At 74.5% G+C, this 20,585-nt stretch carries 4 protein-coding genes and 1 pseudogene; all 5 read right to left on the minus strand.

From position 1 onward, the window contains the following. Positions 1-1,353: a crotonyl-CoA carboxylase/reductase gene (gene ccrA, locus OG406_RS00160; RefSeq protein WP_329183051.1), complete on the minus strand. Its 1,353-nt coding sequence runs from the start codon at positions 1,351-1,353 to the stop codon at positions 1-3. Between the two features lie 94 nt (positions 1,354-1,447). Beyond that, the gene (locus tag OG406_RS00165; protein WP_329183052.1) at positions 1,448-4,684 is read right to left on the minus strand and encodes an AMP-binding protein; all 3,237 of its coding nucleotides are present in this window, start codon (positions 4,682-4,684) and stop codon (positions 1,448-1,450) included. A 305-nt stretch (positions 4,685-4,989) separates the two neighbouring features. Further along, positions 4,990-8,178: a type I polyketide synthase gene (locus OG406_RS00170; RefSeq protein WP_329183054.1), complete on the minus strand. Its 3,189-nt coding sequence runs from the start codon at positions 8,176-8,178 to the stop codon at positions 4,990-4,992. Positions 8,179-8,183: 5 nt separating this feature from the next. Next, on the minus strand, positions 8,184-14,819 hold the full coding sequence (locus OG406_RS00175) for a type I polyketide synthase (RefSeq protein WP_329183056.1): 6,636 nt from the start codon (positions 14,817-14,819) through the stop codon (positions 8,184-8,186). 9 nt (positions 14,820-14,828) lie between these two features. Continuing rightward, a pseudogene (locus tag OG406_RS00180) lies at positions 14,829-20,528 on the minus strand (SDR family NAD(P)-dependent oxidoreductase); the annotation flags it as partial. Between the last annotated feature and the right edge of the window lie 57 nt (positions 20,529-20,585).

A 20,585-nucleotide genomic window follows, 5' to 3' on the forward strand; every position in this document is an offset into this window, starting at 1 on the left:
TCAGGTCCCCTCGGCGGGTGCGGGGTTGGTGCGCAGGGGGTTGAGGCGGGCGGCGCCGATCTTCTCGCGCAGGGCGGGGTCGGTGACGCCGAGTCCTTCCCGGGGGGCCAGGCACAGGACGCCGACCTTTCCGGTGTGGCGGTTGAGCTGGACCAGGCGGGCGGCCTCGCCCACGTCCTTGAGGGGGAACACCGTCGACAGGACCGGGGCGAGGTGTCCCAGGCGGAACAGGCGGTTGCATTCGGCCTGTTCCTGGAGGTTGGCGGCGTGGCTGCCGATGATCCGTTTGAGGTTCATCCACAGGTAGCGGTTGTCGAAGTGGTGGTCGTATCCGGTGCTGGATCCGCAGGTGACGACGGTGCCGCCCTTGCGGACGACGAACACCGAGATGCCGAAGGTGGCGCGGCCGACGTAGTCGAAGACGACGTGCGGGTCCTCGCCGGTCTGGCGGCGGATCTCGCGGCCCAGGCGCTTGCCCAGTTCGATGGTCCGTTCGGGGGTGGGGGCGTCGTCGCCGCCCATGCCGATCTCGTTGCGGTTGATCACGATGTCGCAGCCCAGGCGGCGCAGTGCGGTGGCCTTCGCTTCGGAGCTGACGACGCCGACGGCGATGCCGCCCGCGTTCTTGACCATCTGGACGGCGTACGCGCCGAGTCCGCCGGTGGCGCCCCAGATGAGGACGATGTCGCCCTGTTTGATGCGGGCGCCGTTGTCGCCGACGAGCATCCGGTAGGAGGTGGCGGCGGTCAGCAGGACGCTCGCGGACTCCTCCCAGGTGAGGTGGGCCGGCTTGGGCAGGAGCTGGCTGGCGCGGACGACGGCGTAGTGGGCGAGGCCGCCGAAGTTGGTCTCGTATCCCCAGATCCGCTGGCGGGTGCCGAGCATGGCGTCGGCGTGGGTGGCGGGTTCCTGTTCGTCGACCTGGACGCAGGAGGCGACGACGTGGTCGCCGCTCTTCCAGTGCCGTACGCCTGCCCCGGTCTTGACGACGATGCCGGCGGCGTCGGAGCCGACGACGTGGTGGGGCAGGTCGTGGCGGGCGGCGTGGGCGCCCTCGCGGGCGTGGCGCTTGAGGAAGGCGAAGGTGGGGACGGGTTCGAAGGTCGCCGACCAGACGGTGTTGTAGTTGATGGAGCTGGCCATGACGGCGACGACGACCTCGTCGGGGGCGATGTCGGGCATCGGGACGGGGCCGACGTGCAGGGACTTGCGGACGTCCTTGTCCTCGACGCCGTCGAACATGCCGGCGTCGGCGGCCAGCAGGTGGGCTGCCTGGTAGGTGGCGGGCAGGTCGTGTCGTGCGAGGTCGTGCGGTCCCGCCCCGTCCAGCAGGGCCTGGGTCAAAGCGTCCATGATCGCCTTTCTGGTCCGCTGTGGTCACGGGGGCGGGTGTGCCGTGCGGCACGGGGGTGAGCGCGTCGGGTCCGCGGCGCGGTGGTGGGCGTGCTCACAGGACGGAGCCGTTGCTGGTCCTCCTGCGCAGGCTGGGCCTGCTGGAGCGGGTGAGGTCCTGCCACATGTCGGACAGGCCCATGACGGTGCGGGCGGCGAACAGGCGGCGGATGGAGACTTCCTGGTTGAGTTCGGCGCGGATCAGGCCGACGAGGCGGATGGCGCGCAGCGAGTTGCCGCCGAGGTCGAAGAAGTCCTCGTCGATGCCGACCCGGTCCAGTTCGAGGACGTCGGCGAAGGCCGCGGCCAGGATCTTCTCGGTGTCGTTGCGGGGGGCCTTGTGGGTGTCGTGGTCGGTGACCGGTGTCGGCTCGGGCAGTGCGGTGCGGTCGATGCGTCCGCCGGGGGTCAGCGGCAGCCGGTCGAGGACGGTGAACAGGGCGGGGACCAGGGGTTCGGGCAGCCGGGCGGCGGTGAAGCGGCGCAGTTCGTCGTCCTGGACGGTGCTCGAGGCGTTCGCGGGGACGACGTAGGCGAGGAGCCGGGGGCGGCCGGCGCTGTCGGGGCGGACGGTGACGGCGGACTGGGCGAGGGCGGGGTGCTCGGCCAGGGCTTCCTCGGTCTCGGCGAGTTCGACGCCGGTGCCGCGTAGTTCGGCCCGGGTGCCGGGGCCGCCGACGTGGGTGAGGCGGCCGTCCTCGTCGCGGCGTACGCGGTCCCCGGTGCGGTACATGAGGCTGCCGGGCGGGCCGGCGGGGCAGGGGACGAAGCGGGTGGCGGTGGCGGCGGGGTGGCCCGGGTAGCCGCGGGTCACGCCGGGGCCGGCCACGTACAGCTCTCCGGTGACGCCGGCGGGGACCGGTGCGAGGCCCGGGCCCAGTACGTGCAGGGCGGTGTCGTGGCTCGGGTGGCCGATCGTGCCCGCGGGGGGCAGCGGCTGGTCCGCGCTCACCAGGTGGCGGGCGGCGAACACGGTGCTCTCGGCGCTGCCGTGGCCGGTGACGACGTTCAGGTGGGGGCAGGCCTCGCGGATGCGGCGCAGCGCGGCGGCGGGCGCGCGGTCGCCGCCGGTGACCAGCTGGCGCAGCGGGGCGAGGAGTTCGGGGCGGCGGGCGGCGAGCGCGGTGAGGCGGGCTGCGGGCAGCCACAGGGTGGTGATGGTGTCGGTGCCCCCGATCCGGGCCAGGGTGTCGTCCTCCCGTTCCCCGGGGGGTGTCACGACCACCCGGGCGCCGTTGAGGAGCGGTGTCCACAGTTCGAGGGCGAGGGCCTCGACGGTGTGCGGGCCGTGCCACAGCACGGTGTGCTCGCCGGTCTGGCGCCAGAGGGGGTCGGCCGCGAAGCGGGCCAGGTTGCGGTGGGTGAGGGCGACGGGCGCGCCGGTCCCGCCGTCGAGTGGGGTGTCCGCGACGGCGAACAGGCCGTGCGGGTGGGCGGGGAGCGGGTGGTGCGCCGCCGCGGCGTCGTCGGCGGTGGCCGGGGCGGGGTCGTCGAGGACGATCACGGACAGGTCCGCGACGGCGGGGAGGATGGCGGCGGTCGCCGGGTCGGTGAGCAGGACGCGCGCGAAGGAACGGGCGGCCTGCGTGGTGAGGTCACCGGCCGCGAGGGCGGGGTCCAGGGGCAGCCAGGCGGCGCCGGTCTTCGCGACCGCCAGCAGGGCGACGGCCAGGTCCGCCGAGCGGGGCAGGGCGACCGCCACGACTGTCTCGGCCGCCACCGTGCGGGCGCGCAGGTCGGTGGCCAGCAGGCTTGAGCGGGCGTCCAGTTCGCGGTAGGTGAGGGTCGTGTCCCCGTCGGTGAGGGCGGCGGCGTCGGGGGTGCGTTCGGCCTGCCGCGCGAACAGGTGGGTGACCGTCTCCTGCGCGGCCGGGAGGCGGGGCTCCTGCCGGCGGGCCGCGGTGGGCGTCCGCTCTCCTACGGCGTCGGCGGTCACGTCCAGGGAGCCGACGGGCTGGTCGCCGGCGGCGACCAGGGCGCGGACGTGGGCGATGAGTTCCTCGCCGATGAAGCGCAGTTCGGGGCGGGTGTAGAGGTGTTCGGGGGCGTCGAGGCGGATGAACAGGTCGCTGTCGGCGCTGCCGTCGGTGTAGACGCCGATGGACAGTTCGTCGAAGGTGCCGGTCGTCGCGCCGAAGTAGCGGGCCGGGCTGTCGCCGAAGTGGAGCTGCTGCACGAACTCGACGACGTTCAGGACGACGCCGAAGCTGCCGCGGTCGCTCAGGGTGGTGCCGGCGGCGCGCTGGATGTCGGAGTAGTGGCAGGCGGCGTGGTCGAAGATCTCGTACGTCTCGTCGACGAGCGTGTCGGCGATCTCGGTGAACGTCGCGTTCAGCGGCACCGTGGCGCGGACCGGGACCACGTTGACGGCGAGGCCGGGTGTTCTGCTGGCGACGCCGACGCGGTTGCCGACGGCCAGGGAGAGGAGGAAGTCGGGGCGGTCGCAGCGGTGCCGGACGAACACCGCGGCGGCGGCGGTCAGCATCGTGGACATCCATACGCCCATGGACTGCGCGGTCTCGGTCCAGGTGGCCGCCTCGGCGCGCGGGACGGTCAGGGTGCGGCTGGCCATGCCGATGGCGCCGGCCACCTGTGACCAGCGGTCGGCGCTGCTGAGCGGTTCGGCGAGCGCGGCGCGGGTGGTGTCGGACAGGGCGATGCGCGGGAGGCGGGCGGGCGGCGGCGCGTCGGTCAGGTAGTCGCGCCAGAACGCGGTGTCCTCGGTGAACTGCGGGGAGGCGAGGTAGCGGTCGGACGCGGCGGTGAAGGAGGCGGTGTCCCACTCGTGTTCGAGCGGCGGGACGTTCTCCCCGCGGGCGAGGGCCGTGTAGGCCTCGGCGAGGCGGCGGGAGAGGAGGCCGCCGGCGCCGAAGCCGTCGGATATGAGGTGGTGGTAGGCGATCACCAGGAGGGAGCGGTCCGCGGCGAGTTTCACCACGCCGAGCCGGAACAGCAGGTCCCGTTCCAGGTCGAAGGGCTCGCGCACCAGGTCGGCGAGCGCCTCGCGGGCCGCCTGTTCGGGGTCCGGCTCGGCGGCGAGGTCCAGGAGGAAGGGCCGCCAGTCGCCCAGGGTGCGGGGCACCAGGCGCAGCCCGTCCCCCGCCGTGTCGGTGAAGGTGACGCGCAGCACCTCCGCCTCGCCCATCACGTGCAGGAACGCGGACTCCATGACCGCCGCGTCCAGGTCGCCGGCCACGTCCCACATGGTCAGCGCATGGTTCGGCGTGTCGGAAGCCATTTCCTGTGCCCGCCACAGCCCCTGGTGCGCAGACGACGCGCCGAACGAAGGCATACAGATCAACCCCTCAGCAAACAGGCCCGAATCGGAGGATTTCGCAGATCACCCCCACTGTCGGGGAAGTGACACAGCCGTTCAATGCACCCGGGTGCCCGGCGGGCGGGGGCCGCGGTGGTGCTTGCGGTGTCCCGCCGGCGGGACGCTCCCGCCGGGCGCGGGGGCGCCCGGCGGGGTGGTTCAGCTCGGTTCGCGGGTGGCCAGCAGGGACAGGACGTGGCCGGTGACGCGGCGGGGTGGTTCAGCTCGGTTCGCGGGTGGCCAGCAGGGACAGGACGTGGCCGGTGACGCGGCGGGGTGGTTCAGCTCGGTTCGCGGGTGGCCAGCAGGGACAGGACGTGGCCGGTGACGCGGCGGGGCGAGGGGTGGCGCAGCACCATGTTCGCCCGCAGTTTGAGTCCGGTGGAGGCGGTCAGGCGTTTGCTGAGTTCCGCCGAGAGCAGGGAGTCGAAGCCGAGTTCCTTGAACTCCTGGTCGGGGCCCACGAGTTGGCCGGAGGCGTGTCCGAGGACGACGGCGACCTTCTCCAGGACGTGGTCCAGCAGGACGGCGCCCGCCTCCTTTTCGGGGAGGGCGGCGAGCCGTTGCGGCAGGGGGACGGGCGGCTCGCCGGCGGGCGGTGCGGACGGGGTGTCCTCGGGGGCGGCGGTCTCGGCGGTGGTGGTGCGGGTGGAGTCGAGCCAGTACCGCCGGTGCTGGAAGGCGTAGGTGGGCAGGTCGACCCGGTGGCGGGTCCCGAAGAGGGGGGTGAGGTCCGCCGGGCCGCCCTGGACGTGGAGTTGGGCGAGGTTGGCGACGACGGAGGCGACCTCGTCGCGGTTGCGGCGGATCGAGGACAGGACGAGTGCGTCGTCGAGGTCCTCGACGCTCTCCTGCACCGGGACGGTCAGGACGGGGTGCGGGCTCATCTCGATGAACACGCGGAACCCGTCGTCGGCCACCTTCCGTACCGATGTGGCGAATTGGACCTTTTCGCGGAGGTTGTCGTACCAGTAGCCGGCGTTCAGCCGGGTGGTGTCGATGACCTCGCCGTACAGGGTGGAGCAGAAGGGCACCGTCGATGTCCTGGGGGTCAGGTCGGTGAGCGGGCCCAGCACCTGCTCGCGGACGCGGGTCACGTGGTGGGAGTGGGAGGCGTAGTCGACGGAGATCCTGCGGGCCTGGGTGCCTTCGGCGTTCATCTTCTCGATGAACTCGTCCAGGGCCTCCGGCTCTCCGGAGACCACCACGGAGCGGGGCCCGTTGACGACGGCGACGCTCACCTGGCCGCTCCAGGGCGCGATCTTCTCCTGGACGGTCTGTTCCGGTGCGGCGACCGAGGCCATCGCGCCGTGTCCGATCAGGTCCACCAGTGCCTTGCTGCGCAGGGCCACGATCTTCGTGGCGTCGCGCAGGGACAGTGCGCCGCACACGTGGGCGGCGGCTATCTCGCCCTGGCTGTGGCCGATCACCGCGGCCGGTTCCACGCCCCAGGACCGCCACAGGGCGGCGAGCGACACCATGACGGAGAACAGGGCCGGCTGCAGGACGTCCACCCGGTCCAGTCCCGGTGCGCCGTCGGTGGCGCGCAGCACGTCCAGCAGGGACCAGTCGGTCCACTCGGCGAGGGCCTCGGCGCACGCGTCGAGGCAGTGGGCGAAGGCGGGGAAGGTGTCGTAGAGCCGGCGTCCCATGCCCACCCACTGCGAGCCCTGTCCGGGGAAGACGAAGACGGTGCCGCCGGGGGTGCCCGCGCGGCCGCGGACCACGCCGGGGCTGTCCTGGCCCCGGCTCAGGGAGGTGAGGCCGTCGAGGAGTTCGGCGCGGGTGCGGCCCAGGACGACCGCGCGGTGCTCGAAGCGTGAGCGGCTGGACAGCAGCGACCAGCCGACGGCGGCGAGGTCCACGCCGGTGTCGGCGGCGGTGGCGTCGCGCAGTCTGGCCGCCTGCTGTTCGAGGGCCGCCGCACTCTTGGCGGACACCACCCAGGGCACCAGGCCGCCCGCGACGCCCGCGGCCGGGGCGGGCCCGCTCTGCGCGTCGGCCCGTGCGCCGCGGCCTGGCTGCGGGGCCGGTTCGCTGTGCGGGGCCGGTTCGCTGTCCTCGGGGGCTTCCTCCAGGATCACGTGCACGTTGGTGCCGCTCACGCCGAACGACGACACCCCGGCGCGCCGCGGGCCCTGGGGCTTGTCCCATCGGCGTCCCCGGGTGAGCAGTTCGACGCCGGCCGCGGTCCAGTCCACGTGCGGGGAGGGGGCGTCCACGTGCAGGGTGCGGGGCAGATGGCGGTGGCGGATGGCCTGGACGGCCTTGATGACGGAGGCGACGCCGGCGGCGGCCTGGGCGTGGCCCATGTTCGACTTCAGCGATCCCAGCCACAGGGGCCGGCCCGGCTCGCGGTCCTGGCCGTAGGCGGCCAGCAGGGCGCCCGCCTCGATGGGGTCGCCGAGGACGGTTCCGGTGCCGTGCGCCTCGACCAGGTCGACCTCGCGGGCGCTGACCCGGGCGTTCGCCAGCGCCTTGCGGATGACGTTCTCCTGGGCGCGGCCGTTGGGGGCGGTCAGGCCGTTGCTGGCGCCGTCCTGGTTGACGGCGGAGCCGGCGACGACGGCGAGGACGGGGTGGCCGTTGCGGCGGGCGTCGGACAGTTTCTCCAGCAGGAGCACGCCCACGCCCTCGGCCCAGCCGGTGCCGTCCGCGCCGGCGGCGAAGGACTTGCAGCGGCCGTCGGGGGCCAGGCCCTTCTGGCGGGAGAACTCCACGAACAGTTCGGTCGTCGACATCACCAGGGCGCCGCCCGCCAGCGCCAGGGAGCACTCCCCCGCCCGCAGGGACTGTGCCGCCAGGTGCAGGGCGACCAGGGAGGAGGAGCAGGCGGTGTCCACGGACAGGGCCGGTCCGGTCAGGCCCATCTCGTAGGCGACGCGGCCGGAGGCGACGCTGAGGGTGCTGCCGTGCAGGACGTAGCCCTCCAGGCCGTTCTTCTGCCCTTCCAGGAAGCGGGAGCCGTACTCGGAGGAGCTGACGCCGGTGAACACGCCGACGTCGGTGCCGCGCACGGTGGCGGGGACGATGCCGGCCCGCTCGAAGGCCTCCCAGGAGGTCTCCAGGAGCAGGCGCTGCTGCGGGTCGGTGGCGAGGGCCTCGCGGGGGCTGATGCCGAAGAAGTCCGCGTCGAATCCGGCGACGTCGGACAGGAACCCGCCGTGGCGGACGTAGGAGGTGCCGACGGTGTCGGGGTCGGGGTCGTAGACGTCGCGCCAGCCGCGGTCGGTGGGGAACGCGCCGACGACGTCGCGGCCCTCGTGGATCACCTCCCACAGGTCCTCGGGGCTCGACACGTCTCCGGGGTAGCGGCAGGCCATGGCGACGACGGCGATGGGCTCGCCGTGGCCGGCCTTGAGGGCGTCGTTCTCCTGCCGGAGCCGGTCGCGTTCCTCCAGCAGGGTGCGCAGGGCCCGCTGGACCCGGTCGGCGCCGTCCGCTGTGCGCTCTGCGGGGTTGGTGGTCATGTCCGTCATCTCTCGTCCAGGGCCAGGTCGACCAGTGCTTCCAGGTCCAGGTCCGACAGTTCGTCCGCGCCCGTGTCCGGGTCCGGGTCCGCCGGGTGGGGGCCGGGGTCGGGGGTGAGGGGGTCGGCGCAGGCCAGGATCTGGTCGAGGAGGCCTGCCTCGCGCAGGCGGTCGGGTGTGAGGGTGTGCAGGATCTGCCGGATCCGCGCGTCGGCGGCGGCGTCGGCCTGCGGGTCGGGTTCGGGGCGGAGCAGGCCGACGAGGTGGCGGCCCAGTTCGCGGGGGGTGGGGTAGCTGAAGACGAGGGTGGAGGGCAGGCGCAGTCCGGTCGTGGCGGCGAGCCGGTTGCACAGTTCGACGGCGGTCAGGGAGTCGAAGCCGAGCTGGGTGAAGGCCTGGTCGGCGTCGACGGCGGCGCCGGAGGGGTGTCCCAGGACGATGGCGACCTGGTCGCGGATCCAGTCGGCGGCCGCGGCGTGGGCCTGGTCCTCGGGCAGGGCGGTCAGCCGGCCGGTCAGACCGGCCTCGCCCGCCTGCCGGGGTGTGCCCGCCGCGGGGCGGGGGCGGCCGGCGGTGGCCAGCTCGCGCAGCAGGAGCGGCAGTTCGTCGGCGCTGCGCCGTCGCAGGGCCGCGAGGTCGACGCGGGCCGGGACGAGGACGGGTCTGCCGCTCGCGCGGGCGGCGTCGAACAGGGCCAGTGCCTCGGCGGTGGGCATCGGGGCGATGCCCATGCGGCGCAGCCGGGCGAGGTCGGCGCCGTGCAGGTCCTCGGTCATGGCGCTGCTCTGTTCCCACCAGCCCCAGCACAGTGAGGTGGTGGGCAGACCCGCGGCGTGGCGCTGTGCGGCCAGGGCGTCCAGGAAGGCGTTGGCAGCAGCGTAGTTGGCCTGGCCCGCGGTGCCCAGGGTGCCGGCCAGGGCGGAGAAGTGGATGAACGCCGACAGGGGGCGGTCCTGGGTCAGTTCGTGCAGGTTCAGTGCACCGCCGGCCTTGGCGTCCAGGGCGCGGTCCAGGTGGTCGGGGGTCAGGGACTCGACGGTGGCGTCGGCCAGGACGCCGGCGGCGTGGACGACCGCGGTCAGGGGGCGGCCGCCGGGCAGGCCGGCCAGCAGGGCGGCAACGGCGGTGCGGTCGGTGATGTCGACGGCGGCGACGTGGACGTCGGCGCCCGCCTCTTGGAGGTCGGCGACCAGGGCGGCTGTTCCGTCGGCGGTGCTGCCGCGGCGGCTGGCCAGGACGAGGCTGCGCACCCCGTGTTCGGCCACCAGGTGGCGGGCCATCATCGAGCCCACTCCCCCGGTGCCGCCGGTGATCAGGACGGTGCCGCCGCCGAGGGTGCCGCCGACGTCCAGGACCAGTTTGCCGGTGTGGCGGCCCTGGCTCATCTCGCGGAACGCCGCCCGGGCGTCGCGGACGTCACGGACCGCGACCGGGTTCAGGTGGAGGTGGCCGTCGGTGAACAGGTCCATGACGCAGCGGAACATGTCCTGGAGTGCGTCGGGGCCGGCCTCGTAGAGGTCGAAGGCCTGGTAGCGGACTCCGGGGTGGTCGGCCGCGATCTGCTGGGGGTCGCGGATGTCGGTCTTGCCCATCTCGGTGAAGTGGCCGCCGTGCGGCAGGAGTCGCAGGGAGGCGTCGACGAAGGCGTGGGCCAGGGAGTTCAGGACGACGTCCACGCCGCGGCCGGCGGTGGAGGTGAGGAACTTCGGTGCGAAGTCGAGGTCGCGGGAGGAGGCGAGGTGTTCGTCGTCCAGGCCCAGGGCGCGCAGGGCGGGCCACTTGGCCCGGCCCGCGGTCGCGTAGATCTCGGCGCCGACGTGCCGGGCGAGCTGGACGGCGGCCATGCCGACGCCGCCGGCCGCGGCGTGGATGAGGATCCGCTGCCCCTTCTGGAGCCGGTTGACGTGGAAGAGGGCGTAGTAGGCGGTCAGGAAGGTGGAGGGCACGGAGGCCGCTTCGGCGTAGCTCCACGCGTCGGGGATGGGGGTGAGCAGGCGGTGGTCGGCGACGGCGACGCGGCCGAAGGCGCCGGGGAAGATGCCGGTGACGCGGTCGCCGGGTGCCAGGCGGGTCACGTCGTCGGCGACGTCCAGGACGATGCCGGCGCCTTCGCTGCCCAGGCCCGCGTCCAGTGCGGTGCGGTCCACCAGGCCCAGTGCGATGGTGACGTCGCGGAAGTTGAGGCCGGCGGCCTGGACGGCGATGCGGACCTGTCCGCTCGCCAGGGGTGCCTCCACCTCGGGGCAGGGCACCCAGGTCAGGTTCTCCAGTGTTCCCCTGGTGGGGATGCCCAGGCGGTGCGGGCCGGGGGCCGGGGGGTCGATGCGGTGGGCGGCGGGCGCGGCCGGCGCCAGGCGTGGCAGGAGGACGGTGCCGGCGCGCAGGGCGAGCTGGTCCTCGGCGAGGGTGAGGGCGTCCGGGACGCGGGCCAGGGAGGCCGGGTCGTCGTCGATGTCCAGCAGGCGGAACCGGCCGGGGTGTTCGGTCTGGGCGGAGCGGATCAGGCCCCATACGGACGCGCCGGTCAGGGAGGTGACGTGCTCCCCGGTGCCGGTGTCCTGGGCCAGGCGGGTGCAGATGACCAGGGTGGAGGCGGCGAGGGTCTCCTCGGCGAGGAAGCGCTGGATGTGGCCCAGCGTGTGTCCTGCCGTGTCGCGCAGGGCGGTGAGCGGATCGGCGCCGAGGGAGATGGCGTCGTCCGGGCACAGCACGATGTGTGCGGGGGGCGGGCCGGTGAGGACGTCGTCCAGGCCGGTGTGCGCGGTGGTGCGCCCGTCGACCGCGGTGAGGTGGCCGGCCAGGCCGTCGGGGGTGCCGATGACGGCGTACCGGCCCCCGGTGGCCGGGTCGGCGGGGCGGGCCGGTTCGCCGGCGGCGGGCGGGGCGGGGTGCCACTGCAGTTCGTAGAGCGGCTGGTGGCGGCTGCCGTGGGCGGCGTGGACCTGTTCGGGGCTCGCCGGGCGGAACGTGAGGGCGCGGATGCGGGCGAGGGTGCGGCCGTGTTCGTCGGCGACGGTCACCGCGACGGCGCCTTCGCCGGCCGGGGAGAGGCGGACCTTGACGGTGGGCCCGCAGGTCGCGGTGAGGTCGGCGCCGGACCAGGAGAAGGGCATCCAGCCCTGCTCGCCGGTCACTTCGATGACGCCGCCGGCGACGACCGCGTGCAGGACGGAGTCGAACAGGGCCGGGTGCAGGGCGAAGCCGTCGCCGGCCGAGGTGTCGCCGGAGACGGGCAGGGTGGCCAGCGCGAAGAGGTCGGTGCCGCGGCGCCACACCTCGCGCAGTCCGCGGAAGGTGGGGCCGTAGTCGAAGCCCGCGTCGGCCAGGGAGTCGTAGAGGCCCTCGATGGGCAGCGCGGTGGCGCCGGGCGGCGGCCACACGGCCGGCAGGCCCGCGTCCTGGGCCGCGACGGTGGTGGGCGGGGCCAGCGTTCCCATCGCGTGGCGGGTCCAGCCGCCGGCCGCCGGGTCGGTGTCGGCGCCGTCCGGGCGCGCGTACACGTCCAGGGAGCGGCGGCCGCTCTCGTCCGGGGCCCCGGCGACGAGCCGTACCTGGATCCCGCCCGGGTCGGGCAGGATCAGCGGTACTTCCAGGGAGAGTTCCTCGACGGCGGGGCAGCCGAGGCGGTCGCCGACGGACAGGGCCAGGTCCAGGTAGGCGGTCGCGGGGACGACGGCCGCACCGAACACGCTGTGGTCGGCCAGCCAGGGGTGGGTGCGCAGGGACCACAGGTCGCTGAAGACGCTCTCGCCGGTCGTGGGGTGGTCCAGGACGGCGCCCAGCAGGGGGTGTCCGGGGGCGGTCAGGCCCGCGGCGGCGAGGTCGGGGCTCTGGGTGCCGGCCTGGAAGTCCAGCCAGTAGCGCCGGCGCTGGAAGGCGTAGGTGGGCAGGTCGAGGGTGCGGCGGGGGCCGGACAGGGCGCCGAGGTCGACCGGGTGGCCGTGCACGTGCAGAAGGGCGAGGAGGGTGATCAGGGCCTGGGGTCCGCCGCGGTCGCGGCGGGCCGCGGACAGCACCAGCGCGTCGTCGACGCCCTGGTGGGCGAAGGCCTCCTGGGTCATGCCGGTGAGGGTGGCTCCCGGGCCGACCTCGACGAAGACGCGCGTGCCGGCCGCGCGGGCGCACTCGACGGCGTCGTGGAAGCGGACGGGTGCGCGGACGTGGTCCACCCAGTGGGCGACGGAGGCCAGTTCCTCGGCGGTGGCCTCGCGGCCCAGCCGTGTCGAGACGACGGGGATCGCCGTCGTGCCGGCGGCCAGTCCCGCGACGGCCTGCCCGAACTCGGCGAGGACGGGGTCCATGAGCGGGGAGTGGAAGGCGTGGTCGACGGGGAGGAGTTTCGCCGAGGTGCCGGCGGCGACGAGCTGGTCGCGCAGGGCGTGGACCTCCTCGCGCAGGCCCGAGACCACCACCGACTCCGGGCCGTTGACCGCCGCGATGCCGGTCCGCCCGTAGGGGGCGAGCAGGGGGGCCAGGTGGGCTTCTGTGGCACGGACGGCGAGCATGGCGCCGTGTTCGGTGACCGTCTGCATGATCCGTCCGCGGGCGGCGACCAGGCGGGCGGCGTCGTCCAGGGTGAGGGCGCCGGACACGTGCGCGGCGGCGATCTCGCCGACCGAGTGGCCGATCAGGCGGTCCGGGGCCGGGAGGTGGGCGGTCAGGAGCCGGTAGAGGCTGACCTGCAGGGCGAACAGGGCCGGCTGTGCGACGTCGGTCCGTTCGCGGCCGGCGGGTTCCTCGGCGAGCAGGACGGACCTCAGGTCGACGGGGAGGTGGGCGTCGAAGTGTGCGCAGACCTCGTCGAGGCTGCGGGCGAAGACGGGGAAGGTGGCGTACAGCTGCCGTGCCGCGCCGGCCCAGGGGGAGCCCTGGCCCGGGAACATGAAGGCGGTGCCGCCGGGTTCACCGGCGACGCCGCGCACCACGGCGGCGGACTCCTCGCCCCGGCTGAGTGCTGTGAGGGCGTCGAGGAGTTCGTCGCGGGTGCGGCCCAGGACGACCGCGCGGTGCTCGAAGCGTGCGCGGCTGGCCGCCAGTGACCAGCCGACGTCGGCGAGGTCCGGGGGCGGGCTGCCTGCGGCGGCGAAGTCGCGCAGTCTGCCGGCCTGGGCGCGCAGTGCCTGCTCCGAGCGGGCCGACACCGGCCATGCCGTCACATCGCCCGTGAAGGAGGGCTGCCGGGCGTCGGGCCCGGGTGTCGTCCCGGTGCTGTCGGAGGGCGTGTCCCGTGCGGGGGGTGCGGGTTGTTCCTGGGGGGCCTGTTCGAGGATGAGGTGGGCGTTGGTGCCGCTCGCGCCGAAGCTGGACACCCCGGCCCGGCGGGGCCGTTCGGGTGTGCCGGTCCAGTCGCGGGCCTCGGTGAGGAGCTGTACCGCGCCGGCCGTCCAGTCGACGTGGGTGGAGGGGCGGTCGACGTGCAGGGTGCGGGGCAGTACCCCGTGCCGCATCGCCATGATCATTTTGATGATGCCGCCCACCCCGGCGGCCGCCTGGGTGTGGCCGATGTTCGACTTCAGGGAGCCCAGCCACAGCGGGCGGTCCGCCTCCCGGTCCTGGCCGTAGGTGGCCAGGACCGCCTGGGCCTCGATGGGGTCGCCGAGTGTGGTGCCGGTGCCGTGGGCCTCCACCGCGTCCACGTCGCCCGCCTTGACCCGGGCGTCGGCCAGGGCGGCGCGGATGACGCGCTGCTGGGCCGGGCCGCTGGGTGCGGTCAGTCCGTTGGAGGCGCCGTCCTGGTTGATCGCGGAGCCGCGGATCACCGCCCAGATGCGGCGGCCGTTGCGGCGGGCGTCGGAGAGCCGCTCCAGGACGAGCATGCCGACGCCCTCGGCGAATCCGGTGCCGTCGGCGGCGTCCGCGAACGCCTTGCAGCGGCCGTCCTGGGACAGGCCGCGCTGGCGGGACATCTCCCGGAACACCTGCGGCATCGCCATGACGGTGACGCCGCCGGCCAGCGCGAGGCCGCATTCGTCGTTGCGCAGCGACCGCACCGCCTGGTGCACCGCCACCAGGGAGGAGGAGCAGGCGGTGTCCGTGGAGAGGGCGGGGCCCTGAAGGCCCAGCGCGTAGGAGATCCGGCCCGAGGCCACGCTCAGCAGGGAGCCGGTCTGGGCGTAGCCCGCGATGCTCTCGGGGGTGTCGAAGTGGTTGCCGTATCCGAAGTAGGCGAGGCCGGCGAACACGCCGGTGCTGCTGCCGTGCAGGGTGTGCGGGTCGATGCCGGCGCGTTCCAGGGACTCCCAGGAGGTCTCCAGCAGGAGCCGGTGCTGGGGGTCGGCGGCGAGTGCCTCGCGCGGGTTGATCTCGAAGAAGTCGGCGTCGAAGTCCCCGGCGTCGTAGAGGAATCCGCCCGAGCGGGTGGAGGAGGTGCCGGGCCGGCCGGGGTCCGGGTCGGCGAGGTGCCCGAGGTCCCAGTTGCGGTCCTCGGGGAAGGCGGACACCACGTCCGCGCCCTCGCGCACCAGGTCCCACAGGGCTTCCGGGGAGGTGGCGCCGCCGGGATAGCGGCAGGCGACGCCGACCACCGCGATGGGTTCGGCGGCCGCCTCCGTCACCTCCTTCAGGCGGTTGCGGGTCTCGATCAGTTCGATCGATGTCCGCTTGAGGTAGTCGAGGACGTCGGCGTTGCTGTCGTTGGTCATCGCTCTCCCCTAGCCGAGCTCTTTGTCCAGCAGCGCGAGAAGGTCTCCCGCCGAGGCCGAACTGATCTGGTCGGCGATGCCGACCGGTGATCCGGCGCCCGCCAGTGAACGGACTCGGCCCTGGAGCTCGCCGAGCAGAGTGGAAATGGTGGTCTGGTCCTTGTGTGCGAGGAGCAGGAACGCGTCCTCCAGCCGGGCGCCCAGTTCCTCGATCTCCTGGGCCAGATGACCGGCCGCCGACTCGGGCTCCTGGGCGGGTCCGGGGGCGATGCTCCCGGTGAGGAACTGGGCGAGGGCGCCCGGGGTGGGATGGTCGAACACGAGCGTGGCGGGCAGCTTCAGGCCGGTGACCGCGGAGAGTTTGTTGCGCAGTTCCAGCGCCGTGAGCGAGTCGATCCCCAGGGTGCGGAACGTGGCGGCCGGGCCGATCCGTGTGGTGTCCGGGTGGCCCAGGACGGCCGCGGTCTGTGCCCGGACGGTGTCCAGGAGCAGGGTCTGCGCGTCGGCGGGCGAGAGGCCGGCGAGCTGCTCGGCGAGCGTGGTGCCGGCCGGCTCGGGGCCGGCGGGGCCGTCCGTCGTCGCCGGTGTGCCGGTCAGGGCGCGCAGCAGCGGGGAGACCGGGACGGCGGGTGTGCCGGGGGCGGGGCGGTGCAGGCGGGTGGGCACCAGGACCGGGCGGTGCGCGTGCAGTGCCGCGTCGAAGAGGGCGAGTCCCTGGTCCGTCGACATGGGCTGGATGCCCTGGCGTTGCAGGCGGACGATGTCCGCGTCGGCGAGGTCGGCGCTCATCTCGCTGCGCTGGGACCAAAAGCCCCAGCACAGTGCGGTGGCGGGCAGTCCGGCGGCGGTGCGGGCGTCGGCGAGGGCGTCGAGGAAGGCGTTGGCGGCCGCGTAGTTGGCCTGTCCGGCGGTTCCCAGCACGCCGGCGACGGAGGAGAACAGGACGAACGCGGACAGGTCCAGGTGCCGGGTCAGCTCGTGCAGGTTCCAGGCGCCGTGCGTCTTGGGTGCCAGGACCGCGTCCACGCGGTCCTCGGTGAGGGCCTCGACGACGCCGTCGTCGAGGACACCGGCGCAGTGGATCACCGCGGACAGCGGGTGGCCGGCCGGGCGTGCGGCGATCAGGGCGGCGACCGCGGCGCGGTGGGTGACGTCGCAGGCGACGATCTCCACCTGGGCGCCCGCGGCGGCCAGTTCCTCGTGCAGTTGTGCCGCGCCGGGGGCGTCCGGTCCGCGCCTGCTGGTCAGCAGCAGGCGTCGCACGCCGTGCCGTCGTACGAGGTGGTGGGCCAGCAGCGCGCCCAGGCCGCTGGTGCCGCCGGTGATCAGTACGGTGCCCGATCCGAGCGCGGGTGTGTCCTGTTCGCCGGTGCGGGTGTCGCCGGTGGTGGCGGGGTCGGGCAGGGGGGCCAGCTGCGGGGTGGTCACGGCGCCGGCGCGGATCTTGAGCTGGGCCTCCGCGGTGGCGGCGGCCGCCGGGACCAGGGCGTGCGAGGCGGGCAGGCCGTCGGTGTCGACGAGGGTGAAGCGGCCCGGGTTCTCGGTCTGCGCGGTGCGCAGGAATCCCCAGACCGCGGCGGCCACCGGGTCGGCGGGGGCGCCGGGGCCGTCGCCGAACGCGCCGCGGGTCACCAGGACCAGGCGGGAGGCGGAGAACCGGTCGTCGGCGAGCCAGTCCTTGGCCCGGCCGAGGACGCGGTGCAGGGCCCGCTCGGTGGCGGCCGGAACCTCCGCGTCGCTGCCGGTGCGGGTCTCCGGGTCGTCGAGGGCGGTGATGACGAGCGGGGGTATCTCCCGTCCGGAGGCGGCGAGTTGGGCCGGCGAGGCGAACACGGTGTCGCCCTGTGCGGGAGGGGCGGCGGGCGGGCTGCCGGGTGCGGCGAGGACCGCGTAGGGGCCGGTGGTGGCCGGGACGGGCAGGGGCGTCCAGTCGATCCGGAAGAGGGCGTCGCGGGTGTCGAAGCCCAGCGCGGTCAGCTGTCCCGCGTCCGCCGGGGCCAGGGTCAGGGCGGCGATGGAGGCGACGGGTGTTCCGTGCTGGTCCGCGATGCTCACCGACAGCGTGTCCGGCCCCGCGGGGGCCAGGCGCACGCGCAGCGGGCCGGGGCGGGCGGCACTGACGCGCAGGCCCGTCAGGCGCAGCGGCAGCCAGCCCTCGGGGCGGGTGGTGTCGACGAACTCGCCCAGGCCGACGGGCAGGAGCGCCGCGTGGAGCAGGGCGGGGTCGATCCGGAAACCGGTCCGGCCGGTGCCGTCGGGGGCGGGTTCGACCTCGGCGAACAGGGTCTCGCCCCGGCGCCACACCTTGGTCAGGCCGCGCAGCAGGGGTCCGTGGTGGATGCCGAGGGCGGCGAGGCGGGTGTACTCGTCCTCGAAGGGGACGGGGTCGGCGCCTGTGGGCGGCCACACGGCCAGGCTCTCCGGCACAGGACCGGCCGAGGCGCCGGGGGCCGCCGAGGTGTCGGGGGTGGCGGTGCCCACCGCGTTGCGGGTCCAGCGGGTCTCGCCGTCGGCGCGGGAGTGCACGCTCAGGACGCGGTCCGCGTCGATGACGACGCGCAGGTCGCGTTCGGCGGTGCGGGAGAGCACCAGGGGTGTCTCCAGGGTGAGTTCGCCGACGGCGGGGCAGCCGGCCTTGTCCGCAGCCCATGCCGCGAGTTCGGCCAGCACGGTCGCGGGGACCAGGGCGGCGCCGTGGACGGTGTGCTCGGCGAGCCAGGGGTGGCGTTCCAGCGACAGGCGTCCGCGGGCCGCCACACCGCCGCCGGTGGCGTCGGCGCCTGCGGGCAGGTCGACGACGGCGTCGAGCAGGGGGTGGTCGGAGGTGGACAGGGCGGTGGACTCGCCGGGGGTGTCCAGCCAGTAGCGGCGGCGCTGGAAGGCGTAGGTGGGCAGGTCGGGCGGCGGGCCGTCCTGGCCGGGGAAGGCGGCCTGCCAGGCCACCGGGGTGCCGGCGACGAAGGCTTCGGCGGCCGAGCGGTACAGGCGGGCGAGTCCGCCCTCGCCGCGGCGCAGTGAGCCGACCGCGAAGCCGGTGGCGCCGGGGGTGGTGTCGAGGATCTCCTGGATGTTCATCGTGAGCAGCGGGTGCGGGCTGAGCTCGATGACGGTGCCGGTGGGCTGTTCGGCGGCCAGGCGCCGCATGGCGGCGTGGAAGCGGACGGGTTCGCGCAGGTTGCGGAACCAGTAGGCGCTGTCCAGGGCGGCGGGGTCGATCAGGTCGCCGGTCACCGTGGAGTAGATCGGCACCGTGGTCGGGTGGGGCGTGATGCGGCCCAGGCCGTCGAGGAGCGCGTCGTGGAACTGGTCCATGAGCCGGGAGTGGCCGGGCACGCTGGACTTGACCAGGCGGGCGCGGGCGCCCTGGGCCTCGCAGGCGGCGACCAGTTCCCGTACCGCGGTGCTCTCGCCGGAGACGGTCGTGGAGCCCGGTCCGTTGACCGCGGCGATGCCGACCCGGCCCGCCCACCGCTCCAGCAGTTCAGCCACCCGCTGTTCGGGCAGCAGGATCGCGGCCATGCTGCCCTGTCCGGCGGCGGTGGCCAGCAGCCGGGAGCGCAGGGCGACGATCCTGGCGGCGTCGTCCAGGGTCAGGGCGCCGGCGATGTGGGCGGCGGCGATCTCGCCCTGGGAGTGGCCGATGACCGCGTCGGGTGTCACACCCAGCGAGCGCCACACCTGGGCCAGTGCGACCATCACGGCGAACAGGGCCGGCTGGACGACGTCGATGTCGTCCAGGTCGGCGGCGTCCGGGCCGCCGCACACGGTGTCGATCAGCGGCCAGTCGACATACGGCTCCAGGGCTTTGGCGCAGGCGCGCAGCGCCTGGGCGAAGACCGGGGAGGTCTCCCACAGTTCCCGGCCCATCGCGACCCACTGGGCGCCCTGTCCGGGCAGCACGAAGACGGTGCGGCCGGCCGGTTTCGCGACGCCCGACACCAGGGCGGCGGGGCTGTTGTCCTCGCCGGCGGCGACGGCGGCCAGGGCGGCCAGGAGGTCCTGGCGGCCGGTGCCGATCACCACCTGGCGGTGGTCGAACAGGGAGCGGGTGCTCACCAGGGCGTGTCCGAGGGCGTCGAGCGGCAGACCGGGGGCGGCCGTGAGGCGCTCGTGCAGCAGCCGGGCCTGGCCGCGCAGGGCCTCCGGGGACTTCGCCGACAGCACCCACGGCAGCACACCGCCCGGGGCCGCGGTGGCCGGCGGGGCGGTGGCGGGCGGGGAGGCGGGTGTGCCGGCGGGTGTGCGGGCGGCCGGTACGGCGTCGGGGGCCTGCCCGGCCACACCCGCACCCGTGCCGATACCGACACCGTGGCCGTCACTGCGGCCGTGGTTGTCATGGGGTTGTCCGGTGTCGTGCGGGGGCTGTTCGAGGATGAGGTGGGCGTTGGTGCCGCTGATGCCGAAGCTGGACACCCCGGCCCGGCGGGGCCGCTCGGGCGTGCCGGTCCAGTCGCGGGCCTCGGTGAGCAGTCGCACCGCGCCGGCCGTCCAGTCGACATGGCTGGAGGGGCGGTCGACGTGCAGGGTGCGGGGCAGCACCCCGTGCCGCATCGCCATGACCATCTTGATGATGCCGCCCACCCCGGCCGCCGCCTGGGTGTGGCCGATGTTCGACTTCAGCGACCCCAGCCACAGCGGGCGGTCCGCCTCCCGGTCCTGGCCGTAGGTGGCGAGCAGGGCCTCAGCCTCCATCGGGTCGCCCAGCCGGGTGCCGGTGCCGTGCGCCTCCACCGCGTCCACCGCGGCGGCGGGCAGTGCGGCGTCGGCCAGGGCGGCGCGGATGACGCGCCGCTGCGCCAGTTCGCTGGGCGCGGTCAGCCCGTTGGAGGCGCCGTCCTGGTTGACCGCGGAGCCGCGGATCACCGCCCAGATACGGCGGCCGTTGCGCAGGGCGTCGGAGAGTTTCTCCAGGACCAGGACGCCCGCGCCCTCGGAGAAGCCGGTGCCGTCCGCGGCGTCCGCGAACGCCTTGCACCGGCCGTCCTCGGACAGGCCCCGCTGGCGGGCGAGTTCCACGAACAGGCCCGGCGTGGGCAGCGTGGAGACCCCGCCCGCCAGGGCCAGCGTGCACTCCCCCGAACGCAGGGACCGCACGGCCTGGTGGACGGCGACGAGCGAGGACGAGCAGGCGGTGTCGGTGGACAGGGCCGGGCCCTCCAGCCCCAGGACGTAGGCCACCCGGCCCGAGGCGACGCTGGTGTAGGTGCCGGCGATCGCGAAGCCCTCCACGTCGCCGGCCGCCCCGCCGCCCATCCGCGGGCCGTAGTCGACGGCGTACAGGCCGGTGAACACGCCGGTCGGCGAGCCGCGCAGGCCGGCCGGGTCGATGCCCGCCCGCTCCAGCGCCTCCCAGGAGGTCTCCAGCATGAGGCGCTGCTGGGGGTCCATCGCCAGCGCCTCGCGCGGGCTGATCCCGAAGAACGGCGCGTCGAACTCGGCGAGGCCGTCCAGGAATCCGCCGGTGCGGGTGTACGTCCTGCCGTGTGCCTCGGGGTCCGGGTCGTACAGCGCGTCCAGGTCCCAGCCGCGGTCGCGGGGGAAGTCGCCCATCGCGTCCACGCCGTCGGACACGACGTCCCACAGCCCTTCGGGCGAGGTCACCCCGCCCGGGAAGCGACACCCCACGCCCACGACCGCGATGGGCTCGCGTGCGGACTCCTCCAGCTCGCGCACCCGCTCACGCAGCTCCTGCGCGTCGCCGACGGCGCGTCGCAAGTAGGACCGGAGCTTGTCGACATCCTCCACCAGGGCCTCCCCCAACAGTTG

Source organism: Streptomyces sp. NBC_01428, from assembly GCF_036231965.1.
In the GTDB taxonomy this organism is placed as follows: Bacteria; Actinomycetota; Actinomycetes; order Streptomycetales; family Streptomycetaceae; genus Streptomyces.

Coding starts and splice junctions, on each gene's coding strand:
- OG406_RS00165 (WP_329183052.1), bottom strand. CDS start 4,684: ATGCCTTCGTTCGGCGCGTCGTCTGCGCACCAGGGGCTGTGGCGGGCA.
- OG406_RS00175 (WP_329183056.1), bottom strand. CDS start 14,819: ATGACCAACGACAGCAACGCCGACGTCCTCGACTACCTCAAGCGGACA.
- ccrA (WP_329183051.1), bottom strand. CDS start 1,353: ATGGACGCTTTGACCCAGGCCCTGCTGGACGGGGCGGGACCGCACGAC.
- OG406_RS00170 (WP_329183054.1), bottom strand. CDS start 8,178: ATGACCACCAACCCCGCAGAGCGCACAGCGGACGGCGCCGACCGGGTC.